At 41.0% G+C, this 22797-nt stretch carries 25 protein-coding genes; 14 read left to right on the top strand and 11 right to left on the bottom strand.

Translation table 11 applies throughout. From position 1 onward, the window contains the following. Window positions 1-23: 23 nt before the first annotated feature. A complete protein-coding gene (locus H3299_RS00400; protein WP_246708099.1) occupies window positions 24-1823 on the bottom strand; it encodes an ABC transporter transmembrane domain-containing protein in 1800 nt (599 codons plus the stop codon). 155 nt (window positions 1824-1978) lie between these two features. On the opposite strand from H3299_RS00400, the gene rpmE reads away from it, so the two are divergent. The 4 genes from rpmE (at window position 1979) to rplS (ending at window position 4414) form a co-directional block, all read left to right on the top strand. Continuing rightward, window positions 1979-2200: a 50S ribosomal protein L31 gene (gene rpmE, locus H3299_RS00395; protein ID WP_182418387.1), complete on the top strand. Its 222-nt coding sequence runs from the start codon at window positions 1979-1981 to the stop codon at window positions 2198-2200. 335 nt (window positions 2201-2535) lie between these two features. Continuing rightward, window positions 2536-3126: a ribosome maturation factor RimM gene (gene rimM / locus H3299_RS00390; RefSeq protein ID WP_182418386.1), complete on the top strand. Its 591-nt coding sequence runs from the start codon at window positions 2536-2538 to the stop codon at window positions 3124-3126. Window positions 3127-3149: 23 nt separating this feature from the next. After that, window positions 3150-3848 (top strand): tRNA (guanosine(37)-N1)-methyltransferase TrmD, encoded by a 699-nt coding sequence (trmD, locus tag H3299_RS00385; protein WP_182418385.1) that lies wholly within the window; start codon window positions 3150-3152, stop codon window positions 3846-3848. Between the two features lie 179 nt (window positions 3849-4027). Beyond that, on the top strand, window positions 4028-4414 hold the full coding sequence (gene rplS / locus H3299_RS00380) for a 50S ribosomal protein L19 (RefSeq protein WP_182418384.1): 387 nt from the start codon (window positions 4028-4030) through the stop codon (window positions 4412-4414). 94 nt (window positions 4415-4508) lie between these two features. Here the strand turns inward: rplS and H3299_RS00375 are convergent, their stop codons facing one another. Beyond that, window positions 4509-5417, bottom strand: coding sequence for a DMT family transporter (locus H3299_RS00375; RefSeq protein ID WP_182418383.1), 909 nt, complete (start codon window positions 5415-5417; stop codon window positions 4509-4511). 211 nt (window positions 5418-5628) lie between these two features. Between H3299_RS00375 and H3299_RS00370 the strand changes: the two genes are divergently transcribed. The 9 genes from H3299_RS00370 (at window position 5629) to H3299_RS00330 (ending at window position 15609) form a co-directional block, all read left to right on the top strand. After that, window positions 5629-7059, top strand: a complete 1431-nt coding sequence (locus H3299_RS00370; protein ID WP_182418382.1) for a PLP-dependent aminotransferase family protein — start codon at window positions 5629-5631, stop codon at window positions 7057-7059. 266 nt (window positions 7060-7325) lie between these two features. Next, the gene (locus H3299_RS00365; protein WP_182418381.1) at window positions 7326-8324 is read left to right on the top strand and encodes a complex I NDUFA9 subunit family protein; all 999 of its coding nucleotides are present in this window, start codon (window positions 7326-7328) and stop codon (window positions 8322-8324) included. Between the two features lie 196 nt (window positions 8325-8520). Then, window positions 8521-9561 carry a 3-carboxy-cis,cis-muconate cycloisomerase gene (locus H3299_RS00360; protein ID WP_246708098.1) on the top strand — a complete coding sequence of 347 codons (1041 nt, stop codon included), beginning with the start codon at window positions 8521-8523 and terminating at the stop codon, window positions 9559-9561. An 18-nt stretch (window positions 9562-9579) separates the two neighbouring features. Next, the gene (pobA, locus tag H3299_RS00355) at window positions 9580-10752 is read left to right on the top strand and encodes a 4-hydroxybenzoate 3-monooxygenase (RefSeq protein WP_182418380.1); all 1173 of its coding nucleotides are present in this window, start codon (window positions 9580-9582) and stop codon (window positions 10750-10752) included. Window positions 10753-10850: 98 nt separating this feature from the next. Beyond that, window positions 10851-12023, top strand: coding sequence for an ABC transporter substrate-binding protein (locus H3299_RS00350; RefSeq protein ID WP_182418379.1), 1173 nt, complete (start codon window positions 10851-10853; stop codon window positions 12021-12023). Between the two features lie 229 nt (window positions 12024-12252). After that, window positions 12253-13119, top strand: a complete 867-nt coding sequence (locus H3299_RS00345) for a branched-chain amino acid ABC transporter permease (RefSeq protein ID WP_182419569.1) — start codon at window positions 12253-12255, stop codon at window positions 13117-13119. A 35-nt stretch (window positions 13120-13154) separates the two neighbouring features. Beyond that, entirely contained in the window at window positions 13155-14150 is a 996-nt protein-coding gene (locus H3299_RS00340; RefSeq protein WP_182419568.1) for a branched-chain amino acid ABC transporter permease, read from the top strand. Next, a complete protein-coding gene (locus tag H3299_RS00335; RefSeq protein WP_182418378.1) occupies window positions 14147-14896 on the top strand; it encodes an ABC transporter ATP-binding protein in 750 nt (249 codons plus the stop codon). Before H3299_RS00340 ends, H3299_RS00335 begins: the two co-directional genes overlap by 4 nt. Next, a complete protein-coding gene (locus tag H3299_RS00330; RefSeq protein WP_182418377.1) occupies window positions 14893-15609 on the top strand; it encodes an ABC transporter ATP-binding protein in 717 nt (238 codons plus the stop codon). The genes H3299_RS00335 and H3299_RS00330 overlap by 4 nt, the downstream gene beginning before the upstream one ends. A gap of 115 nt (window positions 15610-15724) precedes the next feature. Here the strand turns inward: H3299_RS00330 and H3299_RS00325 are convergent, their stop codons facing one another. From H3299_RS00325 to H3299_RS00295, 7 genes are all read right to left on the bottom strand, one after another. Continuing rightward, entirely contained in the window at window positions 15725-16012 is a 288-nt protein-coding gene (locus tag H3299_RS00325; protein WP_182418376.1) for a DUF2312 domain-containing protein, read from the bottom strand. Between the two features lie 279 nt (window positions 16013-16291). Continuing rightward, complete coding sequence (locus H3299_RS00320; protein WP_182418375.1) at window positions 16292-17071, bottom strand: N-formylglutamate amidohydrolase; 780 nt, start codon at window positions 17069-17071, stop codon at window positions 16292-16294. A 57-nt stretch (window positions 17072-17128) separates the two neighbouring features. Continuing rightward, window positions 17129-17602: a YcgN family cysteine cluster protein gene (locus H3299_RS00315; protein ID WP_182418374.1), complete on the bottom strand. Its 474-nt coding sequence runs from the start codon at window positions 17600-17602 to the stop codon at window positions 17129-17131. Window positions 17603-17874: 272 nt separating this feature from the next. Continuing rightward, window positions 17875-18000, bottom strand: coding sequence for a type B 50S ribosomal protein L36 (gene ykgO / locus H3299_RS00310; RefSeq protein ID WP_182419567.1), 126 nt, complete (start codon window positions 17998-18000; stop codon window positions 17875-17877). A 306-nt stretch (window positions 18001-18306) separates the two neighbouring features. After that, a complete protein-coding gene (locus tag H3299_RS00305) occupies window positions 18307-19380 on the bottom strand; it encodes a 5-(carboxyamino)imidazole ribonucleotide synthase (protein WP_182418373.1) in 1074 nt (357 codons plus the stop codon). A 2-nt stretch (window positions 19381-19382) separates the two neighbouring features. Further along, entirely contained in the window at window positions 19383-19880 is a 498-nt protein-coding gene (purE, locus tag H3299_RS00300; protein WP_182418372.1) for a 5-(carboxyamino)imidazole ribonucleotide mutase, read from the bottom strand. A 79-nt stretch (window positions 19881-19959) separates the two neighbouring features. Next, window positions 19960-20166 (bottom strand): YdcH family protein, encoded by a 207-nt coding sequence (locus tag H3299_RS00295; protein WP_182418371.1) that lies wholly within the window; start codon window positions 20164-20166, stop codon window positions 19960-19962. A 307-nt stretch (window positions 20167-20473) separates the two neighbouring features. On the opposite strand from H3299_RS00295, the gene H3299_RS00290 reads away from it, so the two are divergent. After that, entirely contained in the window at window positions 20474-20644 is a 171-nt protein-coding gene (locus H3299_RS00290; protein ID WP_371739635.1) for a YdcH family protein, read from the top strand. Between the two features lie 115 nt (window positions 20645-20759). Here the strand turns inward: H3299_RS00290 and H3299_RS00285 are convergent, their stop codons facing one another. Both H3299_RS00285 and H3299_RS00280 read right to left on the bottom strand, forming a co-directional pair. After that, on the bottom strand, window positions 20760-21407 hold the full coding sequence (locus H3299_RS00285) for a hypothetical protein (protein ID WP_182418370.1): 648 nt from the start codon (window positions 21405-21407) through the stop codon (window positions 20760-20762). 517 nt (window positions 21408-21924) lie between these two features. Beyond that, window positions 21925-22761 (bottom strand): hypothetical protein, encoded by an 837-nt coding sequence (locus tag H3299_RS00280; protein WP_182418369.1) that lies wholly within the window; start codon window positions 22759-22761, stop codon window positions 21925-21927. Window positions 22762-22797: the final 36 nt, after the last annotated feature.

Raw genomic sequence — 22797 nt, 5'->3', positions numbered from 1 at the left:
GAATAGAAGCCTAAATTTTTGCATTAGACATGGTTTGAAAACTGCAAATGGGCTAAACGGGCATAAAGGCCCGACTTTTCAACCAGTTCTTCATGCTTTCCTTGTTCAACAATGTGACCATTTTCCATGACCATAATGCGATCAGCTTTTAAAACGGTCGCAAGGCGATGGGCAATGACCAATGTAGTGCGCCCTTCCATTAATTTTTCCAGTGCTTTTTGCACCAGCATTTCACTTTCTGCATCAAGGGCTGAGGTTGCTTCATCTAGCAGTAATATTGGTGCATTGCGCAAAATAGCACGCGCAATGGCAATGCGCTGCTTTTGCCCGCCTGACAAAGTAACACCGCGCTCGCCAACTTCCGTATCAAAACCATTGGGCAATTCATGAATAAAATCATAAGCATTGGCAGCACGCGCTGCATTCTCAATCTCCGCCATACTGATATCAGGGCGGCCAAAGGCAATATTATCACGCATTGTACCATCAAAAATAGCAACATCTTGTGGAACATAAGCAATATGGTCGCGTATATCAAAAGGATCGGCTAGGGTAAGCTCTTGGCCATTTATAAAAATCTTACCGCTTTGTGGATCATAAAAACGCAACAAAAGCGCAAAAATTGTGCTCTTACCAGACCCCGATGGCCCAACAAAGGCTACATTTTCGCCCTGCTCCACTGCAAAACTCAAATGATGAGTGGCTTGGAAATCCGGTCTTGTTGGATAGGTAAAGGAAACATCATCAAAACGCACACTGTCGCCCATATCCTTGGCAATGGCGCGCGCATTTTGTGGCCTGGTAATATCAGATTTTTCGTCCAATAATTCAGCAATACGTTCAGCCGCGCCCGTTGCTTGGGCAAGTTCGGCGCCAACTTCGGATAATTGTCCAAAGGAGCTTGCCGCAAAAACCGCATATAGCACAAATTGACCTAAAGTGCCGCCACTCATTTTACCGGCAAGCACGTCATTAGAGCCAATCCACAAAACAGCAACGACGCTACCAAAGACGAGAAAAATAGCAAATCCGGTTAAAAAAGCCCGCGATTGCACCGATTGGCGCGCTGCATTAAACGCCTTATCAACCAATTTCTTAAATTGCGATGAAACAAAATTTTGCGCATTAAAAGCTTGTACGGTGCGGATTGCCGCAATTTGCTCACCCGCCAAAGCATTAGCTTCCGCTAGCCTATCCTGTGCTTTACGGGTTCGTACACGCACTTTGCGGCCAAAAGCAATAAGCGGAATAACAATGATGGGAATGGTGATTAATACCAGTGTTGATAATTTCGGACTAGTGATAATCATCATAATCACAGCGCCCACCGCCATAATAATATTGCGCAAAGCGACAGACACGCTAGCACCCACAGCGGATTTTATTTGGGTTGTATCGGCTGAAAGGCGCGAGACGATCTCGCCAGAATGAGAGCGATCATAAAAACCCGGCGACAAATCAACCACATGAGAAAAAACATCACTACGTAAATGATTGACGACTTTTTCACCAAGGGTAATAACAAAATAATAGCGCGCTGCAGAGGCAAGACCTAAAATGGCTGCCAAGGCTAGCATCATGACAAAATAGGAATTAATCATTTCGCCGCTGCTATCGGAAAAACCGTGATCCAGCATACGACGAATGGCAATAGGTAATGCCAACATAACAAGAGCTGCAACAATTAATGAAATAAGTGCACCCAAACAAATGCCGCGATTGCGCTTGATATAGGGGAAAAGTACCTTTAACGGTCGCGTCTTTTTACCATTTTTTTGGTTTTTACTGTTTTTTTCATCTTTTTTGCCGCGAAATAATGCCATTTTACTTTGTGCCCTTGTTATCGTCGTCATGCTGATGTATAGGCAGAATCTGATTTTTGAAAGCCTGTAATGTTAGATAGGTTTTCTTTAGCAAAAGATTAGTTGGTTCGCACCCCTCAAATTGGGATTAGCGGAATAAAGTTCAGGAAACGATAATGAAAGCTGACATTCATCCAAATTATCATGCCATCAAGGTTGTTATGACCAATGGTACAGAATACATGACCCGTTCAACATGGGGCAAAGAAGGCGATACTCTTAACCTTGATATCGATCCAAATTCTCATCCAGCTTGGACTGGTGGTTCACAGGGTCTTGTTGACCGTGGTGGCCGCGTATCCAAGTTCAAGAATCGTTTTGGCAATCTTGGCATCTAAGCCTTTTGGCAGATTTTTCAATTAAGTTACTGATATTTAATTGAAAATTTTCCTTTCTAAATCTTCTTTTGTGTTTTATTTTTAAAATATGATAAGGATATTTTAGACAATTTAAAAAAGCCGCGCATTGCGCGGCTTTTTAATTATTATTTCGCATAATAAAATTTAAAAATTAGCTCAGTGTAAAATACAGGGCATAATTATAGTGATAAGTTTAAATAAATCGTGGTATATTTTATGTCATTTATCCACATAAAACATGAAAAAAGCCATTTTATTTTTAAGACGTTTTTTTAAACATCCTCCAATGAGTCAAAATGAGGTTTGGATAAATCATGGTAAAGCTCAATAAGCCAGTATTACTAGCCCGAATCGGTGCAGCCCATGGCATTAAAGGCGAAGTGCGTATAAAAAGCTTTACAAGTGACCCACTTGCCTTGGGTGATTATGGCACACTTTATGATGCTAATGGCAACAATATCAAAATTTTGTCCCTGCGCCCGCAAAAAGATATGTTGGTTGCTAGGCTTGCCGGTATTGATAGCCGTGAAAAGGCCGAAAGTCTTAATGGCAAAGAAATCTTTGTTGAGCGCGATCAGTTACCTGCAGACCTTGAGGAAGATGAATTTTATCTTGAAGATCTCATCGGTCTTGCAGTCCATGATCTTGACAATACGCCAATTGGTAAAGTGCGAAGCCTATATAATTTTGGTGCCGGCGATCTTATTGAAATGAGTGATAAAACCGGTAAGCTCGTCTTTATTCCTTTTACTCAAGCAGCGATTCCTACCATTGATATTGCTGGCGGTAAAATCTTTATAGACCCCGTTCTTGCTGGATTGGTGAGCGAAAAAGAAGATGAATTTACCGATGCAGAACTTGCAGAGGCACAAAAATTAGCCAATAGCTCACTTGCTAAAAACTAACCTTCAATAGCGGATCAATTGTTATGGCCTTTAATGCGCATATTTTAACGCTTTATCCTGAAATGTTTCCGGGCTTTCTTGGTCAATCATTAGCCGGCAAAGCATTGCAGCAAGAAATTTGGTCGTGCAACCCAATACAGATTCGTGATTTTGCAACAGGTCGTCACCGCAATGTTGATGATACACCGTCAGGCGGTGGCGCAGGCATGGTAATGAAAGCGGATGTTTTAGCAAGTGCGATTGATTCGACCCCTGGCGATTTGCCGCGTTTTTTAATGAGCCCACGCGGCAAGCCATTTAATCAAGCCATGGCGCATGAAATTGCCTCCCTTGATGGCGCAACCTTTATTTGCGGCCGCTTTGAAGGTGTTGACCAAAGGGTCATCGATCAGAGAAATTTACAAGAAATATCAATTGGTGATTATATATTATCGGGTGGTGAAACCGCAGCTTTGGTTATTCTTGACGCAATTATCAGGCTTTTACCCGGTGTTATGGGCAATATGGAATCAGCAAGTGTTGAAAGCTTTGAAGCCGATCTTCTTGAGCATCCCCATTATACCAGACCACAAGAGTTTGAAGGCATTGCCATTCCTGATGTTTTAACCTCTGGCAATCATAAGGCGATCAATGCTTGGCGCCAACAGCAGGCCGAAAATATTACCCGAGAGCGGCGACCTGACCTTTGGGATAAATATTGTAAAAATACGAGTAAAGCTTGATTTATCACCTTTGCTAGTGTAAGGGCTACTCACAAGTTTTAGAAATCTGTTTTCTAGATCCTTAAAATCAATAACGAGATTATCCGCTCCTGCCAATTGGCATAGTTTGAAGATAAATATTTATCAAACAAGTGTTTGGGCGTTCTGGCTTGTTGAGAAGAACAAGAAGGTCTTACATTATGACAAATATTATTGCTCAGATCGAAGCTGAACAATGTGCAAAGATTGAAGCAAAGCGCGTTTTGCCTGCTTTCCAACCTGGTGACACAGTTCGCGTTCTCGTACGTATTACTGAAGGTACACGTACCCGCGTACAGGCTTATGAAGGCGTTTGTATCGCTCGTAAAGGCGGCGGCTTGCAAGAAACATTTACCGTTCGCAAAATCTCTTTTGGTGAAGGCGTTGAACGTGTATTCCCAGTTTATTCTCCACTTGTTGAAGGTGTTGAAGTTGTTCGTCGCGGTAAAGTTCGTCGTGCGAAGCTTTACTACTTGCGCGGCCTAACTGGTAAGGCTGCTCGTATTGTTGAGAAAAAAGACAATCGCAATAAAAAAGCTGCAAAATAAGCTTTTATAAAGCTGAAATAAATTAAAAAGCCGGATAGTTTCTATCCGGCTTTTTTATTGGTTGATTATAAATTGTCGAAGAATATTAAACAGATTAGGCGAAGCGCCGTGCGCCAAATACACAGCCAATAACACCAACAGACACAACAACCATCATTAAATCAACATGTTCATGCAAGATAACTGCTGATAATATCATACCCATAAAAGGCTGCAATAATTGCAATTGACCAATTTTAGCAATACCGCCTTCAGCCAGTCCCTTATACCAAAAGAAAAAGCCGATAAACATTGAAAATAGGCTAACATAGGCAAGGGCAAGCCAACCATTTATTGAAATAGCGCTAAAATCACTAGGGCGAAATACAATGCTTAGAACAATCATTAATGGCAGCGATATAATTAAAGCATAAGAGATAACCAAGGGGCCACCAAGGCGGCGAGACAATTTAGCCCCTTCCGCATAGCCAAGGCCGGCTGAAATTATCGCAAGGATCATAAAAATATCGCCCATCGGCGCGGCTGAAAAGCCTTGTAATAATGAGTAAGCAACAATGCACAAACTACCAATAATCGCAAACAACCAAAATATTGGCTTGGGCCGCTCGCCTGCGCGCAATACCGCAAAAATTGCCGTCATCAACGGCATGAGAGCGGTAAAAACTAAAGAATGTGCGGACGTTGTATATTGGAGTGCAAGGGCGGAAAATAAAGGAAAGCCTACAACAATGCCAAGAGCGGTCAAAATAAGACTAAAGACATCACTTCTTTGTGGTAATTTAGCTTTAAGCAAATAAACCACTAAAATTGCACAAATACCGGCAATGGTGGCACGCGCCGTGGTTAAAAAATAGGGATTCATATCCAAAACACCAATGCGAGTGGCAGGCAAGGACCCTGCAAAAATAGCCACCCCTAAAAAGCCGCTTAAATAACCATTGGACTTTTTAGCTTTTGTAACTGTTGAGCCAACATTGGTAATATGAAGTGAAGCATCAGACATTTTCTTGCCCTTATAAATTTTATGATTTGCAATTCGCTAATGAAAATGTGCCATTTTAACAAAATATCAGCGTTATTTTCTTTGTTTTTAATCACTATTGCGCAAAATCACTAGATACAGTACAGTACAATTTAATTAAACTGTACCGTTAAAAATATAAGTACAGTTATAAAAGATAGATCACTGAACCACAGGAAAAGGCTAGCGACGAATGAGTGTCATGGCAAATATGGTTGATAAACAAAAAACAGCGCCAATAACACGGGTTGAATTTGTGACGGCTGAGATCCGAGAGCGTATCGCGACCCGCCATTTAGCGGCAGGTGAGCGTTTGCCCTCTATCCGTGGTTTTGCAGAAAAAATGGGCGTTTCCAAATCAACCGTGGTTGAAGCTTATGAGCGGCTTTGTAATGAAGGTATTATACGCGCCAAAAAAGGTGCTGGATTTTTCGTATCTGGACATAATGAGCCGCTTGACCTTGCACAGATGGGGCCGCAGCTTGATCGTATGATTGATCCCCTATGGGTATCACGCCAATCGCTTGAAAGTGGTACAGAATTCTTAAAACCCGGATGCGGTTGGCTGCCAAGTCACTGGTTAGCCGAAGAAATTCTAGCCAAACCATTACGCCAAATTGCTCGCGCCAAATCAACCGCTATGACTGATTATGGACCAGCACAAGGTCATATTGGTTTGCGCACACAAATTGCTCGCCGTTTAACTGATTATGGTATTGAGGCGTCGCCCGACATGATTTTATTAACTGATTGTGCAACAGGCTCACTGGATTTGCTGTGCCGGTTACTTTTGGAACCGGGTGATACGGTTCTTGTCGATGATCCATGCTATTTTAATTTTCTAGCCACCTTACGCGCCCACCGCGTAAAAACTTTTGGTGTTCCCTATTTAAGCGATGGCCCTGATGAAACAGTTTTTGCCCAACTGGTGAGTGATCATAGCCCTAAATTATATATTACCAATTCTGCTATGCATAATCCAACTGGAGCGATTTTGTCACCGCTCAAAGCCCATCGCATTTTAAAGATCATTGAAAACAATCATATGATGGTCATTGAAGATGACGTTTTTGCCGATTTTGAATATGAACCGGCGCCGCGTTTTTCAGCCTTTGATGGTTTAAAACAAGTCGCATTAACCGGAAGTTTTTCTAAAACTATTTCAGCATCAATGCGCTGTGGTTATATTGTTGCACCCAAAGATTGGATGAGCAAATTATCGGATTTGCGTATTGCAACGGCCATGGGTGGTATTAATTTTGCCGGTGAAGTCATTTATCAAATATTAAAAGATGGCAGTTATCGCCGCCATTGCGATAATTTACGCGGCAATCTTGCCCGTCTTACTTCGCGACTATTACCGCGCTTTGAAAATATGGGCTTTAAAATTGCCATTAAACCGCAAGCAGGCATATTTATCTGGGCGCAATTGCCCAATGGTCTCGATAGTGCCGATCTTGCTCAAGATGCTTTAAAGCAAAATATCATCCTTGCCCCCGGCAATGTATTTTCACTATCACAAACAAAATCTGATTTCATGCGCTTTAATATTGCCCAAAGCGATGACGAAAAAATTACGCACTATTTACAAAATTGGTTGCATAAAAATGGGCATAAGCAATAAGGGAATCATTTATCTATTGAGCATATGGATAAGTTAGATTTAAACGGCTAAATTTTCGTGCATTTTAATGGTAAAACATTTTTTGACGAAAAATTATCGTTTAGCAGTAGAGTTTGCGTGAAGAGACTTGCGTTCATCCAAAAAAGGTATAAATCATTAGACCAATTCCAAAACAAAGCGGACATTTTGATTTATTTATGCTAGATTAGATCAAATGCATAATAAGCATATAAAATACTGGTAACTTAAAAAAGCTGGAGAGCGAGATGGATCTACGACCTGATCTTTACCAACACCCTAAATTAATTACTATTTTTGGTGGTTCGGGTTTTGTTGGGCGACATGTGGTTGAAGCTCTTACCAAGCGTGGCTATCGTGTGCGCGTTGCAGTACGCCGCCCAGAACAAGCCTATTATATGTTGCAAATTGGTGAAGTTGGCCAAACCCAAATGCTTAAAACCAATGTGCGCATTCGTGAATCGGTTGCTCGTGCTTTGATTGATGCTGATGCAGCTATTTTTCTGCCGGGCGTTATGTTTAATGCTGGCAAAAATAACTTTGACAATGTTCAACTTGCTGGTGCAAAAAATGTAGCCGAACTTGCTCAAAGTGCTGGTATTCCACTCATTCATTTATCAGCTTTAACAGGTAATGCGCCGCAATCATTAGATTATGTACGCACAAAGTATGAGGGCGAGAAAGCCGTTCGCGAAGCGCATCGCGATGCAATTATCTTGCGCCCATCGGTTATTTTTGGGCCTGAAGATAATTTCTTCAATAAATTTGCTGATATGGCTCGTTTTTCGCCGTTCTTGCCTATTTTTGGGGGCGGCATGAATAAAATGCAACCAGTCTATGTTGGTGATGTTGCTGAAATGATTGCTCGCAGCATTGATGGTCAAATTGAAACGGGCAAAACCTATGAATTAGGTGGCCCAGAAGTCATGACGTTCCGCCAAATCATGCAAGAAGCCCTGCATGTTATTCGCCGCAAGCGTTTGCTTCTTTCAATCCCCTATAGTCTTGGCATATTAATGGGCGGAGTTTTTGGCTTGCTTGCAAAAATTCCGCTTATGCCTAAAATTGCAACGGCAGATCAAATCAAAATGTTGAAATTTGATAATATTGTTTCAAGTGAAGCAATAGCCGAAGGCCGCACCTTAGAAGGCGTAGGCATTAAACCACGCGCCATTGAAGCGATTTTAACTAGCTATTTATGGCGTTATCGTATTCATGGTCAGTTTTCTAAAGTGACTGCCCGCTAAACTTTGTTGTTTGCAAATTTTGTCATTAAGGGAAAGGTTTATAACCTTTCCCTTTTTGCTTTTAAAAATGAAATTTTACGCTTAACTATAACGGCAGGGTTATATTATCAATTGAATTAGTCATTTTACTTAAAATCTAATCTGCGTTTAAATGAAATATTAGAAAAAATTCAAAATATCAAAAAGGGGCCTCAAAGTGCTGGTTGATGATCTGGTTAAAGATACAGAAATAGCCGCATTTTTTACCAAAAAGGCTGAAATTGCTGCAATGGTAAAGGTGGAATTTGCCCTTGCCAAGGCGCAGGAACATTATGCGCTTATCACAAAGGAAGCCTTGGCCGTCATTGATGATGCTTGCCAAACGTTTAGCCCAGATTTAAATGGCTTTGCGGCTGCCATGGCAAAAGACGGCGTTGCTGTGCCTGAATTATTGCGACAATTGCGCCAAAATATCGCGCCGCAATTTCAAAAATTTTTGCATCTTGGCGCAACCAGCCAAGATATTATAGATACTGGCTTGATGCTGCGTCTAAGCAATATTTTGGATATTTTTGAACAGCGCATTAAAACCTTAATTGCATTGCTTGCTGATATGCAAACCCAACAGGGCGCAACGCCGCTTATGGCCCATACCCGCATGCAGGTGGCTTTGCCGTTTACGGTTTTTGACAAAATCCAGCAATGGAAGGCGCTATTGCAAGATATTTGCGCCGATTTTGGTTTTTATCGGCAAAAAATTCTGCGTTTGCAGCTTGCAGGCCCAATTGGCAATGGCATGAGCTTTGATGGCAATGTTTCGCAAATTGCTAATTTTATGGCGAAAGATTTAGGGTTGAACTTGCCTCACTCATGGCAAAGCGACCGTAAACCGATTATTGACGCGGGTCATTTTTTAAGTCTTATCAGTGGTGCCCTTGGTAAAATTGGTCAAGATATCGCTTTGCTTGCCCAAAATGAGGTGGGAGAACTCGTTTTACAAGGTGGCGGCGCGTCGTCTGCCATGGCTCATAAGCATAACCCAATTGCGGCTGAAACCTTGGTGGCTATTGGACGCTTTAATGCAGGGCTTATGGGGGCGCTTCATCAATCGATGATACATGAAAATGAACGCTCTGGCGCAGCTTGGACATTAGAATGGTTGGTTCTACCACAAATATGCCAAGCAAGCGGTGCAGCGCTATTATTAGCAGCGGAGGTATTAAATGGAGCAAAGTTTATCAATACAGTAAAGTCATAATATCATTTGGGAGGAAAAATGAAAACGCAAGTTGCCATTATTGGCGCAGGTCCTGCAGGTCTTTTGCTTGGGCAATTATTGCACAAGCAAGGCATTGATACTTTAATTATTGAGCGCAAGTCGCCGCAATATGTGCTATCTCGCATCAGGGCCGGCATTTTGGAAGATGGCACAAGAAAACTTCTGCATGAAGCTGGCGCAGGTATTCGCATGGAGCTGGAGGGCCATGTGCATTTTGGTGTTGAGCTTGCCTTTGATGATGATGTTCACCGCATTGACTTTAGCAAAACAGTGCATAGCTCGGTTATAGTTTATGGCCAAACAGAAGTTACCCAAGATTTAATGAAAGAACGAAAAAATTGCGGTGCGCCAAGCATTTATGAAGCTGATGATGTCGTCATTGAAAATTATCAAGGTGATAATTGTCGCATTAGTTTTAAAAAGGATGGCGTCACCCATCAAGTTGAAGCCGATTTTATTGCCGGTTGCGATGGTTTTCACGGTATTAGCCGGCGCACTGTGCAAGAAAAAATAGTTGAATATGAACGCCTTTATCCCTTTGGCTGGCTTGGATTATTAGTTGATGAGCCACCAATTGCCGATGAATTGATTTATTGCAATAGCAAGCGTGGTTTTGCTCTTTGCTCGCAGCGCTCTCTCACAAGAAGCCGCTATTATTTGCAAGTTGCCTTAACTGATCATGTTGAAGATTGGACTGATGCCGCTTTTTATGATGAATTACGCCAGCGCATACCACAAAAATATGCTGATAGGCTGCAAGGTGGCAAAAGCCTTGAAAAAAGTATTGCGCCTTTACGTTCTTTTGTTGCTGAACCTTTGCGTTTTGACCGGCTATTTCTTGCCGGTGATGCTGGTCATATTGTACCTCCAACCGGAGCTAAGGGCTTAAATCTTGCCGCAAGCGATGTACGCTATTTATGGCAGGCTTTCACTGAATATTATATTGAAAAATCCAATGCTGGCATTGATGATTATTCAAAAAAAGCTTTGGCACGCATTTGGAAAGCCGAACGTTTTTCTTGGGCAACAACCATGATGATGCATCGTTTTCACGAATCGAGTGCCTTTGACCAAAAAATGCAACGCACCGAGTTTGATTATCTTGTGTCTTCAAAAGCGGCACAAAAGGTTTTTGCCGAAAATTATACAGGTTTACAAAGTTTAGATTGAATGAAATGCTTCTGAGAGCCAAACAAGAAAATTCAAACAAATAATATGGCAAGTAATGAGGATCGATCACTGAAAATAAAAAAAAATTGGGAGGAAACATGAAACGCTATTTTACTGCATTACTGGCAGGCCTTAGTCTTATGGCGGGCACGGCTTATGCTGATACGATTAAGATTGGTATTATCGGACCATTTTCTGGGCCTTTTGCGTTGCAAGGTAAAAATTTTAAAGCAGGTATTGATACTTACATTGCTGAGCATGGCAATAAGATCGGTGATGATACAATTGAAATTATCTATCGTGATGTGCCAAGTGCCGATCCAGCCAAATCAAAATCGCTTGCGCAAGAATTAATTGTGCGCGAAAAAATCCAATATATTGGCGGTTTTTTCTTTACCCCCGATGCCATGGCTGTCACCCCCTTGTTAAAACAGGGCAATGTACCGATGGTTATTATGAATGCCGCAACCTCAAGTATTACCACCCAAAGTCCTTATGTGGTGCGCACATCTTTTACTTTGCCGCAAGTGGTAACACCGCTTGGCCAAGTGGTGATGAATAAGGGCACTAAAAAAATCATTACAGTTGTAAGTGATTATGGTCCCGGTATTGATGCAGAAAAAGCCTTTATCACCGCTTATCAAAAGGCAGGTGGCGAGGTTGTTTCATCTTTGCGCATGCCGCTTGCTACCAATGATTTTAGTCCAATTATGCAACGCATCAAGGATTCAGGCGCCGATGGTGCCTTTGCCTTTTTACCTGCTGGTCCAACCACTCTTGGCTTTATGAAAGCCTATGCGGATAATGGTTTGAAGAATGCTAATATTGCGCTCTTTGCCCCCGGTGATTTAACGCAAGAAAGTGATTTACCTGCCTTAGGGGCAAGTGCACTTGGTATGTATACTACTTTCCATTATGCAATTTCCCATGATTTACCAGAAAATAAACGCTTTGTTGAAGGTGCACAAAAAGCAATTGGTAACCGACAAGAATTATCTTTCACCGCTGTTGGTGCCTATGATGGCATGCATGTCATTTATAAAATGATTGAAGCGACCAATGGCAAAAAAGATGCGCAAAAGGCGGTTGATGCGGTAAAAGGCATGGCATGGATAAGCCCACGAGGGCCTGTTTCAATTGATCCTAATTCTCGCCATATTACCCAAAATATTTATCTGCGCGAAATTGCCAAGGATGATGCAGGACAGTTTTACAACAAAGAAATCGAAACCTTTGAAAAGCAGGGTGACACCGGCTTGGAGCAGAATTAGAGAGTTTTTTGAAAAGTGTGAAGCGGTTTTCGAATAAAAAACGCGGTGTAAACAATGGGTTAGAGTGCCGATCTGATCCAATCAAAGCGAAATGCGCTCTAATTGTAGAGAAACGGTTTCATCATCAGTTAGAGCACGCTTACTTAAACATGCTAAAATAGTTTGCTCTTAAATTTTGTTGTGCGTGTAAAACGACTTTTATCATATAATCCATAAGGGGAAAGATGTGTTGCAAACAATAGCAAGCATCGGTGTTGATGCATTTGCCTATGGAACGGTTTTATTTATCATTTCCATTGGCCTATCACTCACTATGGGCTTAATGCGTGTGGTTAATCTTGCCCATGGTGCTTTTGCCATGATTGGCGGCTATCTTGCCGCCTATGGGGTCAGCGAACTCCATTTAAACTATTTTGCGGCAATGGCATTGGCGATCTTTATCACAATTTTGATTGCTATTCCGCTTGAGCGTTTGTTATACCGCAGAATTTATGGTGCGCCCGAACTCACCCAAGTGTTAATGACCATTGGCATCACCTTTGTGATTATCGGTATCACCAATTATCTGGCTGGCCCAACATTAAAAACCATTGCCATACCAGAATTTTTGCAAGGTTCGGTTGATATTGGTTTCCGCGCTATTGCTACCCAGCGGCTATTTGTTATTGCCTCTGGCATGATTATTGCTCTTAGTTTGTGGTTGTTAATTGAACGTACGCGTTTTGGCATTAAGCTGCGTGCCGCGGTGGACAATGCCAATATGGCACAAATCTTAGGCATTAAAACCCAAACTATTTATACGTTAAGCTTTGCCCTTGCCATTGGTCTTGCTGCCTTTGGTGGCATTATTGGTGCGGAATTATTGCCGCTTAACCCCTATTATGCCATGCGCTATATGGTGACGTTTTTAGTGGTGGTGTCTATTGGTGGTGCTGGATCAATACCGGGAGCTTTGATTGCATGCCTTTTACTTGGCGCGATTGATACAACTGGCCGCTATGTTGTACCTGAATATGGCGAATTTTTCTTCTATCTTGCGGTGATTATCATTGTCATGTGTTTTCCGCGTGGTCTTGTTGGAAGGATGAAAAGATGAGCGATAATAAATCAAAAGATAGCACTGCGCCAATAATGCACGAGGCTAAGATATCTCATTACAAAGTGCCAAAACGCTTAAATTTTGCAACCCCAACCGCTCTTATTATTATCCTTAGCATAGGGTTTATTGGCTTTTATGTCTTTCCTGACAATCTTGCATTATTGACCCGCATCATATCTATTGCACTATTGGTTTTATCGCTTGATCTTATTACTGGTTATTGCGGTATCGCAACTCTGGGCCAAGCAGCATTATTTGGCACCGGTGCTTATGCAGCTGGCATAGCTAGCGCCCATTTTGGTATTCATGATCCCATTTTAATGACCCTTATTGGCCTTATTGCTGGCGCATGTGCCGGACTAATATCGGGTGCAATTATTCTTCGCGCCCATGGGCTTGCACAACTTGTGCTCTCTATAGCGGTGGTGCAATTATTTCATGAAATTGCCAATAAAGCATCGCAATGGACGGGCGGCAGTGATGGGCTTGGCGGCATTAGTGTTGATCCGCTTTTGGGTATTTTCGAATTTGATCTTTGGGGGCAAACGGCGTATTTATATGGCTTATTTTTGCTTGTCCTCGTTGTTTTGATACTTATTTTCATTGTGCGCTCGCCCTTTGGGTTATTATGTCAAGCCATTAAGCAAGATCCTGTACGCGTTGAGGCTATGGGTGCATCCATCCGCTCCAATCAATTACGCATGTATATTATAGCGGGTAGCGTTGCTGGCATTGGCGGCGCTTTAAATGCTATTTCAACGCAAGTGGTTGGTCTTGATAGTTTAAGCTTTACTCTATCGGCAGAATCCTTGGTTATGTTGGTGGTTGGTGGTACCGGCTCACTTTATGGGGCACTTATCGGCGCGGTTACATTTTTATGGTTTGAACATATCGTCTCGGCTGCCAATCCCTTTTATTGGCTAACCATCATTGGCGCAGTGTTGATTGCTGTGGTGCTTTTTGCCCCGCAAGGACTTTATGGAAGCCTGCAAAAACTATTAAAATTGGTGAGGTTAAAAAAATCATGACAGCGATTTTTGAGGTTTCTGGTCTTTTAAAAAACTTTGGCGGATTAGCCGTTACCAATAATGTCTCACTGTCCATGCAAAAGGGTGACCGCCTTGCCCTTATTGGCCCCAATGGTGCAGGTAAAACCACTTTGGTCAATTTGGTAACTGGCCATTTAAAACCAAGCGCTGGTGCGGTTATTTTGGCTGGCGAAGATATTACCAATACCAAAATTACTACTCGAGTACGTAAAGGCTTGGTGCGGAGCTTTCAGGTAACGCGATTATTTAAAGATATGACACCAGAACAGCATATTGCTCTTGCGCTTATGCAAAATGAAGGCAAAACCAGTCGCATCTTTGGTAATTATCGCAAAATGTCGCATATAATGGACGAAACCTATGCAATTCTTGCCAAGCTACGCCTTGATAGTCTTGCTTTACAAAAAGTTGCTTTTCTTGCCTATGGCCAACAACGTTTGCTTGAAATTGCCATTATCCTTGCCATGCATCCCAAGGTTTTGCTATTGGATGAACCTGCCGCTGGCGTGCCGCAAAGCGAAACGGGTTTAATTGAAGATGCGCTTGCAAGCCTGCCCGATGATCTTGCGGTTTTAATGATCGAGCATGATATGGATCTTGTTTTTCGCTTTGCAAGCCGCGTTATTGTTTTGGCAGCAGGCAGCGTTATTTTTGATGGATCGCCGCAAGGTGTTATTCAAGATAGCCATGTGCGAGCCGCTTATTTGGGGAGTTATGCACAATGACCGCCTTATCTTTAACCGTTAATGGGCTGAATAGTGGCTATGGTCAAACCCGTATCATTGAAGATATGAGCTTTGAAGTGGCCAGCGGCTCGCGCCTTGCCATTCTTGGTCGCAATGGTGTTGGTAAGACAACGCTTTTTGCAAGCCTTGCTGGATTTACTCGCCATTATAGTGGCACAATAAAATTAGGGAACAGAGATATTAGCAAATTTAGCCCAAGTGAGCGTGCTTTGGCTGGACTTGGACTTGTGCCGCAAACTCGAGATATTTTTCCAACGCTAACCGTTGAGGAAAATTTGATTACTGGTCTTAAACAACGGCCAAAAACCGCAATCGAAGAAGCCTATGCGCTTTTCCCAAGATTGAAAGAACGGCGTAATAATATGGGTGGGCAATTATCGGGCGGCGAACAACAAATGCTATCAACCGCAAGAACTATTTTGGGCAAACCAAAACTATTATTGCTGGATGAACCGCTTGAAGGCTTAGCACCGGTTATTTGCGATGAATTAATGACGGCATTTAAAAAAATGGCGCAAAGCAATGATATGAGCATTTTACTGGTTGAGCAAAGGATTGAACCAGCATTAGAATTTGCCGATCATTTACTGATTTTAGAGCGCGGCCAAATTGCTTTTAAAGGCACACCGCAAGATTTGAAGCAAGATCCCACCATTATTGAAACCTTGCTTGGCGTTGGTGGTTTGCATTAGAGCGTTAATAAGCACCGTTATTTTTTTAAAAAGCCAAATAAAAAGCCCATTGATTGCAATTTGATTATAATTGTAATCAATGGGCTTTTTTGAAAAATATTAAATGGCATAGATCCTATGGCATGCCTAAAGCATCTTTATAAAGCTGAAGCATTGCTTCTTCTTCCTGACGCTCATTTTCTTCCTTTTTGCGCAAACGAATAATTGCCCGCACTGCCTTGGTATCAAAACCAGAACCTTTACATTCGGCATAAACATCTTTGATATCATCGCTGATGGTTTTCTTTTCTTCTTCAAGGCGTTCAATACGCTCGATAAAGGAACGAAGCTGACCAACAGCTACCGCTTGTGTTTCATCTAAAATATCACTCACGAGACTCTCCACATTGGTGAATTTCAACATAATAATCTTGCGCTAAAAAAGCACAGGAAACTTTTTATAAAGTTAATCAATCAAAGCTATGTCGATTAAATACACAGCAAATTTTCATTGCCTCATCAAAGCTTTTATCAGAAGCTGACTATTGGCAGCATTGTTAAAGCATGGTCGATTGTAGCCGCTTTGATAATGCTCAAATTTGGTTTCCTATTAGCCAAAATGCTGGCATTTGTAAAATTTTAAACGCTAAAAACTGTCATATTAAGGCTTATGCACATTTTTGAAAAATCTAACCTAGTTTATTTAATAGGCACGCGTACCAAAATGCTGGACTTCGTGCATTTCTTTGCGACTATTTAAATCAATAAGCATTGGTGCTAATCGCTCCGCCCAAGCGTCAACGCCTGCTTCATCAACGATGAGGTCTTGACGAATCTCAATCAAAATATGGGCATAGCCATTTTTTGTGCCATTTTTATAAAGCGTATCATTAATTAATGCACCATCATAAGGTTCATTATCACCAACAACGAGATCACCTTCCTGACGCAGCATATCAAGAAGCGGCAAGGCTGCACGCCCATCCTTATCCCATAATAAGCCAATATGCCATGGACGACTTTGACCGCGCCAATTGGGGGTAAAGGAATGAAGCGACACAATAAATGGCGCTGTTTGGCTTTCAGTGGCAATGGTGGATAATTCATAGACAATAGCGTCATGATAAGGGCGATAAAATTGATTAATGCGCTTTTGTCGCTCTTCTTCGCTTAACGGATAATTGCCAGCAATGGTCGTACCATCTGATAATTGCATGATAAGGGTTGGATCATCCTCACCGCGATTGGGGTCAATCAAGAGTCGCGAAAAACCGCTCATTAAAGCTGGAACGCCAAGTTTTTTCTGCAAAACTTTTAAAAGTGGCTCCACACCAATATCATAAGCAATGTGACGGTCAAATTCTGATTTTGGCAGACCAAGTGCGCCATATTCATCGGGTAGATCACGTCTTGCATGATCGCCTAATAAAAGCATGGCCTTCGAGCGATCAGCTTCTATTTTATGAAAGGGTGAAAAGCTCATTCTTATTCCTGCTTGATTATTCCCAATTGTCAAAAACTAAGATTAGAATAATAGAATCTATGAAAGATTTTTATAAATAATTTCCGTCACATATTGTAAATAGTCTTCAGGATCATGCAATTCATCTTCATGAACAAGCACTTTACCGCGCACTGAAATGCCAGCTTCGTGAATGGTTTCACGGCTACCCGAAACAAGATGATGCCACCATTCAAGATCCTTACCATCGCTAATCAAGCGATAGGCGCAATTATCAGGCAGCCATTTTACCGTTTCAATAATTTCTTGGGTTAGCTGGATACAATCAGGTACAATGGATTTTCGGCTTGGATAATTATTGCAAAGGCAGGTTTCGCCATTTAATAGCTTGCAGCCAACGCTGCTATTATAAATATCACCGCTGTCTTCATCTTCAAGCTTATGCATGCAACATCGCCCGCAACCATCACAAAGCGATTCCCATTCGGCCTTGGTCATTTGGTTGAGAGTTTTATATTGCCAAAAAGGCATTTCTGTAGTGCTGTGTTTCATAAAACAACCGATGCAAAATAAAATTATGCAATAATATATAGGTAGGGCATGGCAAAAAAATAAGCCTATTAGGCCTTTTATTCATGCTCATCATGCTATTTACAATAAATATAATGTGGCAATAAGCATTTTATTAAAAGCCAAAAAGCAATTGATAATAAGGCTAATTCTGTCCCATTAAAACTAAAATGGCCCACTCAAAGAGCAGGCCATGATAATTAAAATGCTTGCTGGTCTAACCAATATCTAAATGATATTGACCAGCCACACAATTAACCCTGACGGGCTTTAAAGCGTGGTGCAGTTTTATTAATGATGTAAATACGACCCTTGCGGCGAACCATACGGTTGTCGCGGTGACGGGCCATAAGCGCTTTAAGCGAATTCTTAATCTTCATATCAATCACCGTTTTTTGCAACCCGTCGCCGGGCATAACACAAAAGCCCCAATAGGGGACTCTTAAAATCTGCTGTCTGATAAACTGTAAAGTGCCTATTTGTCAAGCCTTTCCCCGTAAAGATTTTGTTTTTACGAGGCATTTGCTTTAATAAACAGCATTTTTGCCGATAATACAAATTTGCTCATACCGTTTTAACCCTCGTTGGTTGCTGTTAAGAATCATTTCAATGATTTAGCAATCAAGAGAGCCGCCTAATGACTTAAGACATTGGCTTTGGAAATTTGGTCAAGCTCGTTTCAAATATCAAGAAACAAGCCGCGTAAAATGCCCCATTTTACGCCCTTCACGAACTTCGCTTTTACCATAAAGGTGAATTAAAACATCCGCCTCACTCAATAATTGTGGAAGACGCTCTACATCATTGCCAATAAGGTTTTCCATCACACAATCGCTGTGACGTTTTGGGTCGCCTAACGGCAAGCCAGCAATGGCGCGGATATGTTGCTCAAACTGCGATATAACGCAGGCAGCCTCGGTCCAGTGGCCAGAATTATGAACACGCGGTGCAAATTCATTGGCAATCAAACTACCATCCGCCAACACAAAAAACTCAACCGCTATAACGCCAACATAATTTAGTGCATGGAGCAAAGTCTCAACATATTGGCGGGCTTGATTGGCTGTGTCATCAGAAATGGCTGCCGGAATAGTAGAACGGCGCAAAATGCCATCGCTATGACGATTTTCAGGAATGTCGAAAAATGCAACCTTGCCATCTTGTGAACGCGCCGCAACGACTGAAATCTCGCGGCTAAAATCAACAAAACCTTCAAAAATGGCCGGTTGATTGCCAATATCTGCCAAAGCGCTCTCGGCTTCTTTTTCATCTTCACTGGAGATCCGCACTTGCCCTTTGCCGTCATAACCAAAACGGCGGGTTTTTAAAATGCCCTTTCCCCCGCAAGCAGCAATTGCCGCCAAAAGTGAAGAAAGATCATCGACAGGGCGCCAAGGTGCAGTAGTGATTGCACATTCATTGAGATATTTTTTTTCCAAAAACCGATCTTGAGCAATTTCAAGCGCAGCTGGGTGCGGTGCAATGGTATGATTTTGCGCCAATTTATCAATGGCTGCCACCGGAACATTTTCAAATTCATAAGTAATGATATCGCATAATTCGCCAAGATGACTTAATGCAACTTCATCATCAAAGGAGCTAATAATCACATCATTGGCACATTGCGCTGCAGGGCAATCGCTTTGTGGATCAAGAATAATGGTTTTGAAACCAAGCCGTGCTGCCGCCATTGCTAACATGCGCCCAAGTTGTCCACCGCCAATAATACCAATAGTGTCGCCGAGTTGTAGTTTTTTCATCCTCACACCTCATCTACCGGAAATTCAGCAACGCTAGCGGTTTGGCTAGCGCGCCAAACATCAAGACGGTTAGCAAGATCCTCATCATAAACTGCCAGCATAGCAGCACATAAAAGTGCGGCATTTACAGCGCCAGCCTTACCAATAGCAAGTGTACCAACTGGAATGCCAGCAGGCATTTGCACGATCGATAAAAGCGAATCTTGTCCTGACAATGCTTTTGACTGCACTGGCACACCAAAAACCGGTAAGGGGGTCATTGCTGCTGTCATGCCGGGCAAATGCGCAGCACCGCCAGCACCAGCAATAACCGCTTTAAAGCCCGCCCCCTTTGCGCCCTTGGCAAAGGAAACCAGACGATCTGGTGTGCGATGGGCGGATACAATGCGAGCCTCATAGGAAATATCAAGCGCGTCAAGCGTATCGGCTGCGTGGCGCATTGTTTCCCAATCTGATTGGCTACCCATGATAATGGCAATATCTGCATTGACCTCTGACATCGACAATTTCCTCTTTATGCGTTGTTAGGGATGGAATAAGCAAGAAGTTTAAAGTTGGGTTGCAATCTATTTAACTGCATCATGCAATAATATCAGGAATGATCTGGTCTTCCAGTTTTTGCAATTGATCCTTAATTGCCAATTTTTTCTTTTTTATACGTTGAATTTGCAGCGGATCGCAACCTTGTGCGCTCATCGCATTTATTGCAGCATCAAAATCAGCATGATCTTGTTTTAAACGGGCAACAGCGAGCTTCACTTCAACTTGTTCTTGTTCAGAGGCCATTTTTTTCCTGCTTTTTAAAAGCGACTGTTAAAGGTGGCATTACTTAAATTTCAATTAAATGATAGCCAATAAGCATTTTTCGCAATAACCGGTCACCATGTTTTCGCGCGCATGTTAGCACAATTTTACAGGCAATCAAAACATGCTTTTAGCAATCAAGGCAATATTTGAAAAAAAAGATAAATAAATAAATTTTAATGCACATCCCCCTTGATCAAAATTTAAAAATCCATAAATCTAAAAGGTAAGCAATAATTATTTATTGCAACATAGTATTTAAAGAGTTCAACAAAATGGAGGTACTATAATGACCATATCTGCACATCTTGAAGCATTAGAAAAAAAACATGATGCTTTAGAGGCTGAAATTAAGACAGCTAGTAATGCTCCATCCGTTGATGACCTTGTGGTCGCTGATTTAAAGCGCAAAAAACTCTTAATCAAAGATGAAATTGAAGCTCTGCGCAGTGAAGCTTAAAACATTTTTATCAATAAATCGAAATTATTTCTGATAATATAAATATTTGAGCGCCCTTGGTTTAATACGACCAAAGAAGCGCTCTTATTTTATAGTTCAAAAGATATGAACATTATTAGTTATAGATAATATTTAGCGCATCTAATTGTTTTCGGGCGGCATCAGCTTCTATATAGGTTTCCATTAAACGCATCATTTTACCCGATGATAAGCCTTCAAAACCCAAAGCGGTTACGGCAACTCTATAGATTGATTTATCAAATAAAGTTCCTGTTATTTTTGGTTTTTTCTCCAAAAAACGTTGTTTATCTTCAAGTGTTTTTGCAATCTTAAATTCTATAATGTGTGACATGAAACTAAAGGTTGTCATATTAAGGTTTACGAGTAAATTCCAAGGAATAAATTTATTGCCCCTTGGCAAAATAAAACCTTCAGGGGTTAAGGTAATAACCGCCTTGCCCTTACCCAACATATTTCTAAAACCTTTAAATAAAACAACGATACTTATAAGAAAAAGAAATATAGAAATGCCAGCAAAGCCATATTTAGCGTTATCCTCAAGAGGTTCATCTATATAAAACATAATTATAAATATTCCAATTGAAATGGCTAGAAAAATAAGACCTGAAAATATAGCTATAATTGGAACAATAACACGCCCGTGCCGAATAGGACGCACTTCATTTGCTTGGCGTGCAATATTCTTTAAAGCTATAATTTCTTGTAGCGTAAAGTCATTTTCTTCCAAATCACGGTTTTGCATGGGATAGGTTTCCAATTTATAAAAAAGATATTTATATAAAATATTTTAATATATGCAATTGGATTGTATATGTTTACTCAAATTTTATTTATAATTACTCTATAATAATATGTATTTCATGCTAAACCTAAAATCAATTAAGTTATAATCAAACCAATACTCATTCCTGCTCATTTTTCTAAATTATCAACAAAGTACAATCACAAGGTGCTACCATTTAATTACGATGAGAATGCCTATCAGCAGCGTAAGATATAACTTATTGACGATTGGCAAGTAATATTTCATCTCAAAATTGTTATCTTATAAATTTGATCATCTACAAAAAACACGAAGTCCTAATTTTTCGGCGGATTAAATATTTTTTGGATTTTTGTCTCTGGTTCCTGATCTATGAAATCGCTTATTTGTTGCAATTTTTCAGGGTGCTGTGCAATCCATGCTTGATAGGTTTTAATATTATTAAGCAGCTTATTTTTATTGTCTTTTGATAAAGCAAGCTGTGTTAAATTATAATCTAATAAAAGGCCGCCGCCATTACCCTGCGGTTGAATGGCAACACCAATTGTGTGTTCTTCATCCAAAAAATAGGCTCTTGGCGCCTTTTTATGAGAGTAAAAGGCCCAGCATTTCGTGCTCTCGATGTTAAAGCCAAATCTAAAGAATTGGGGACGATTTTCAATACATCACTGAAACCATCGCGCTTTAAACCATAAAGGTAATAAAATGTGCCACGCCAATGTTTAACACGTCTATCAATTTTGACCGCACAAATATGTACCTTATTTCGCGTAAGCCGATGATAACAAAACCGACACCAGACACTTGCCCCCCACAAGCCAAGTAACGCCATGCTACCCATAAATATATAAATGGCCAGAAAAGCAACTAAACGTGTTTTTAATGTATCAATGCCAACTTGAATCGTAATTTTATTAGGATCATTGACACTTCTTACAACAGCAGATTTTCCGCGTAGAGCAAAATCATCAGGAATTAGAAAATCATATAAAGTAAATGGGTAGAAATCAAATTTACCTTTACTCTTCTCTACTAAAATTCCATCTTTTTCAAAGCTAAAACCACATTCAATAAGATGATAATTACCCTCCCAACATCTATAATTGGCCTGTAATTCCGGAACGACCTCATAATTTTGTGAAATTACCCAATCTGTCCAAATATGCTTGAGAGGAAGATAACTGGCAAAGACAATAGTAAATAAAAAAACGCCACCAAAAAATACAGTCCAAAATATTGCTATGCCGGTAAAAAACCAAGTCCCAAGATATTTTAAACGAATTTCTTTCACCGGTAGCTCTATATCTAAACTATTATCTTGTAGCTCACTCATCAGTTTGTCGCTTTTCAAAATACAGTTACTTAATAA

This window comes from Bartonella sp. HY038 (genome assembly GCF_014117425.1).
Lineage (GTDB): Bacteria > Pseudomonadota > Alphaproteobacteria > Rhizobiales > Rhizobiaceae > HY038.
This window is presented reverse-complemented; position numbering and strand designations above follow the sequence as displayed.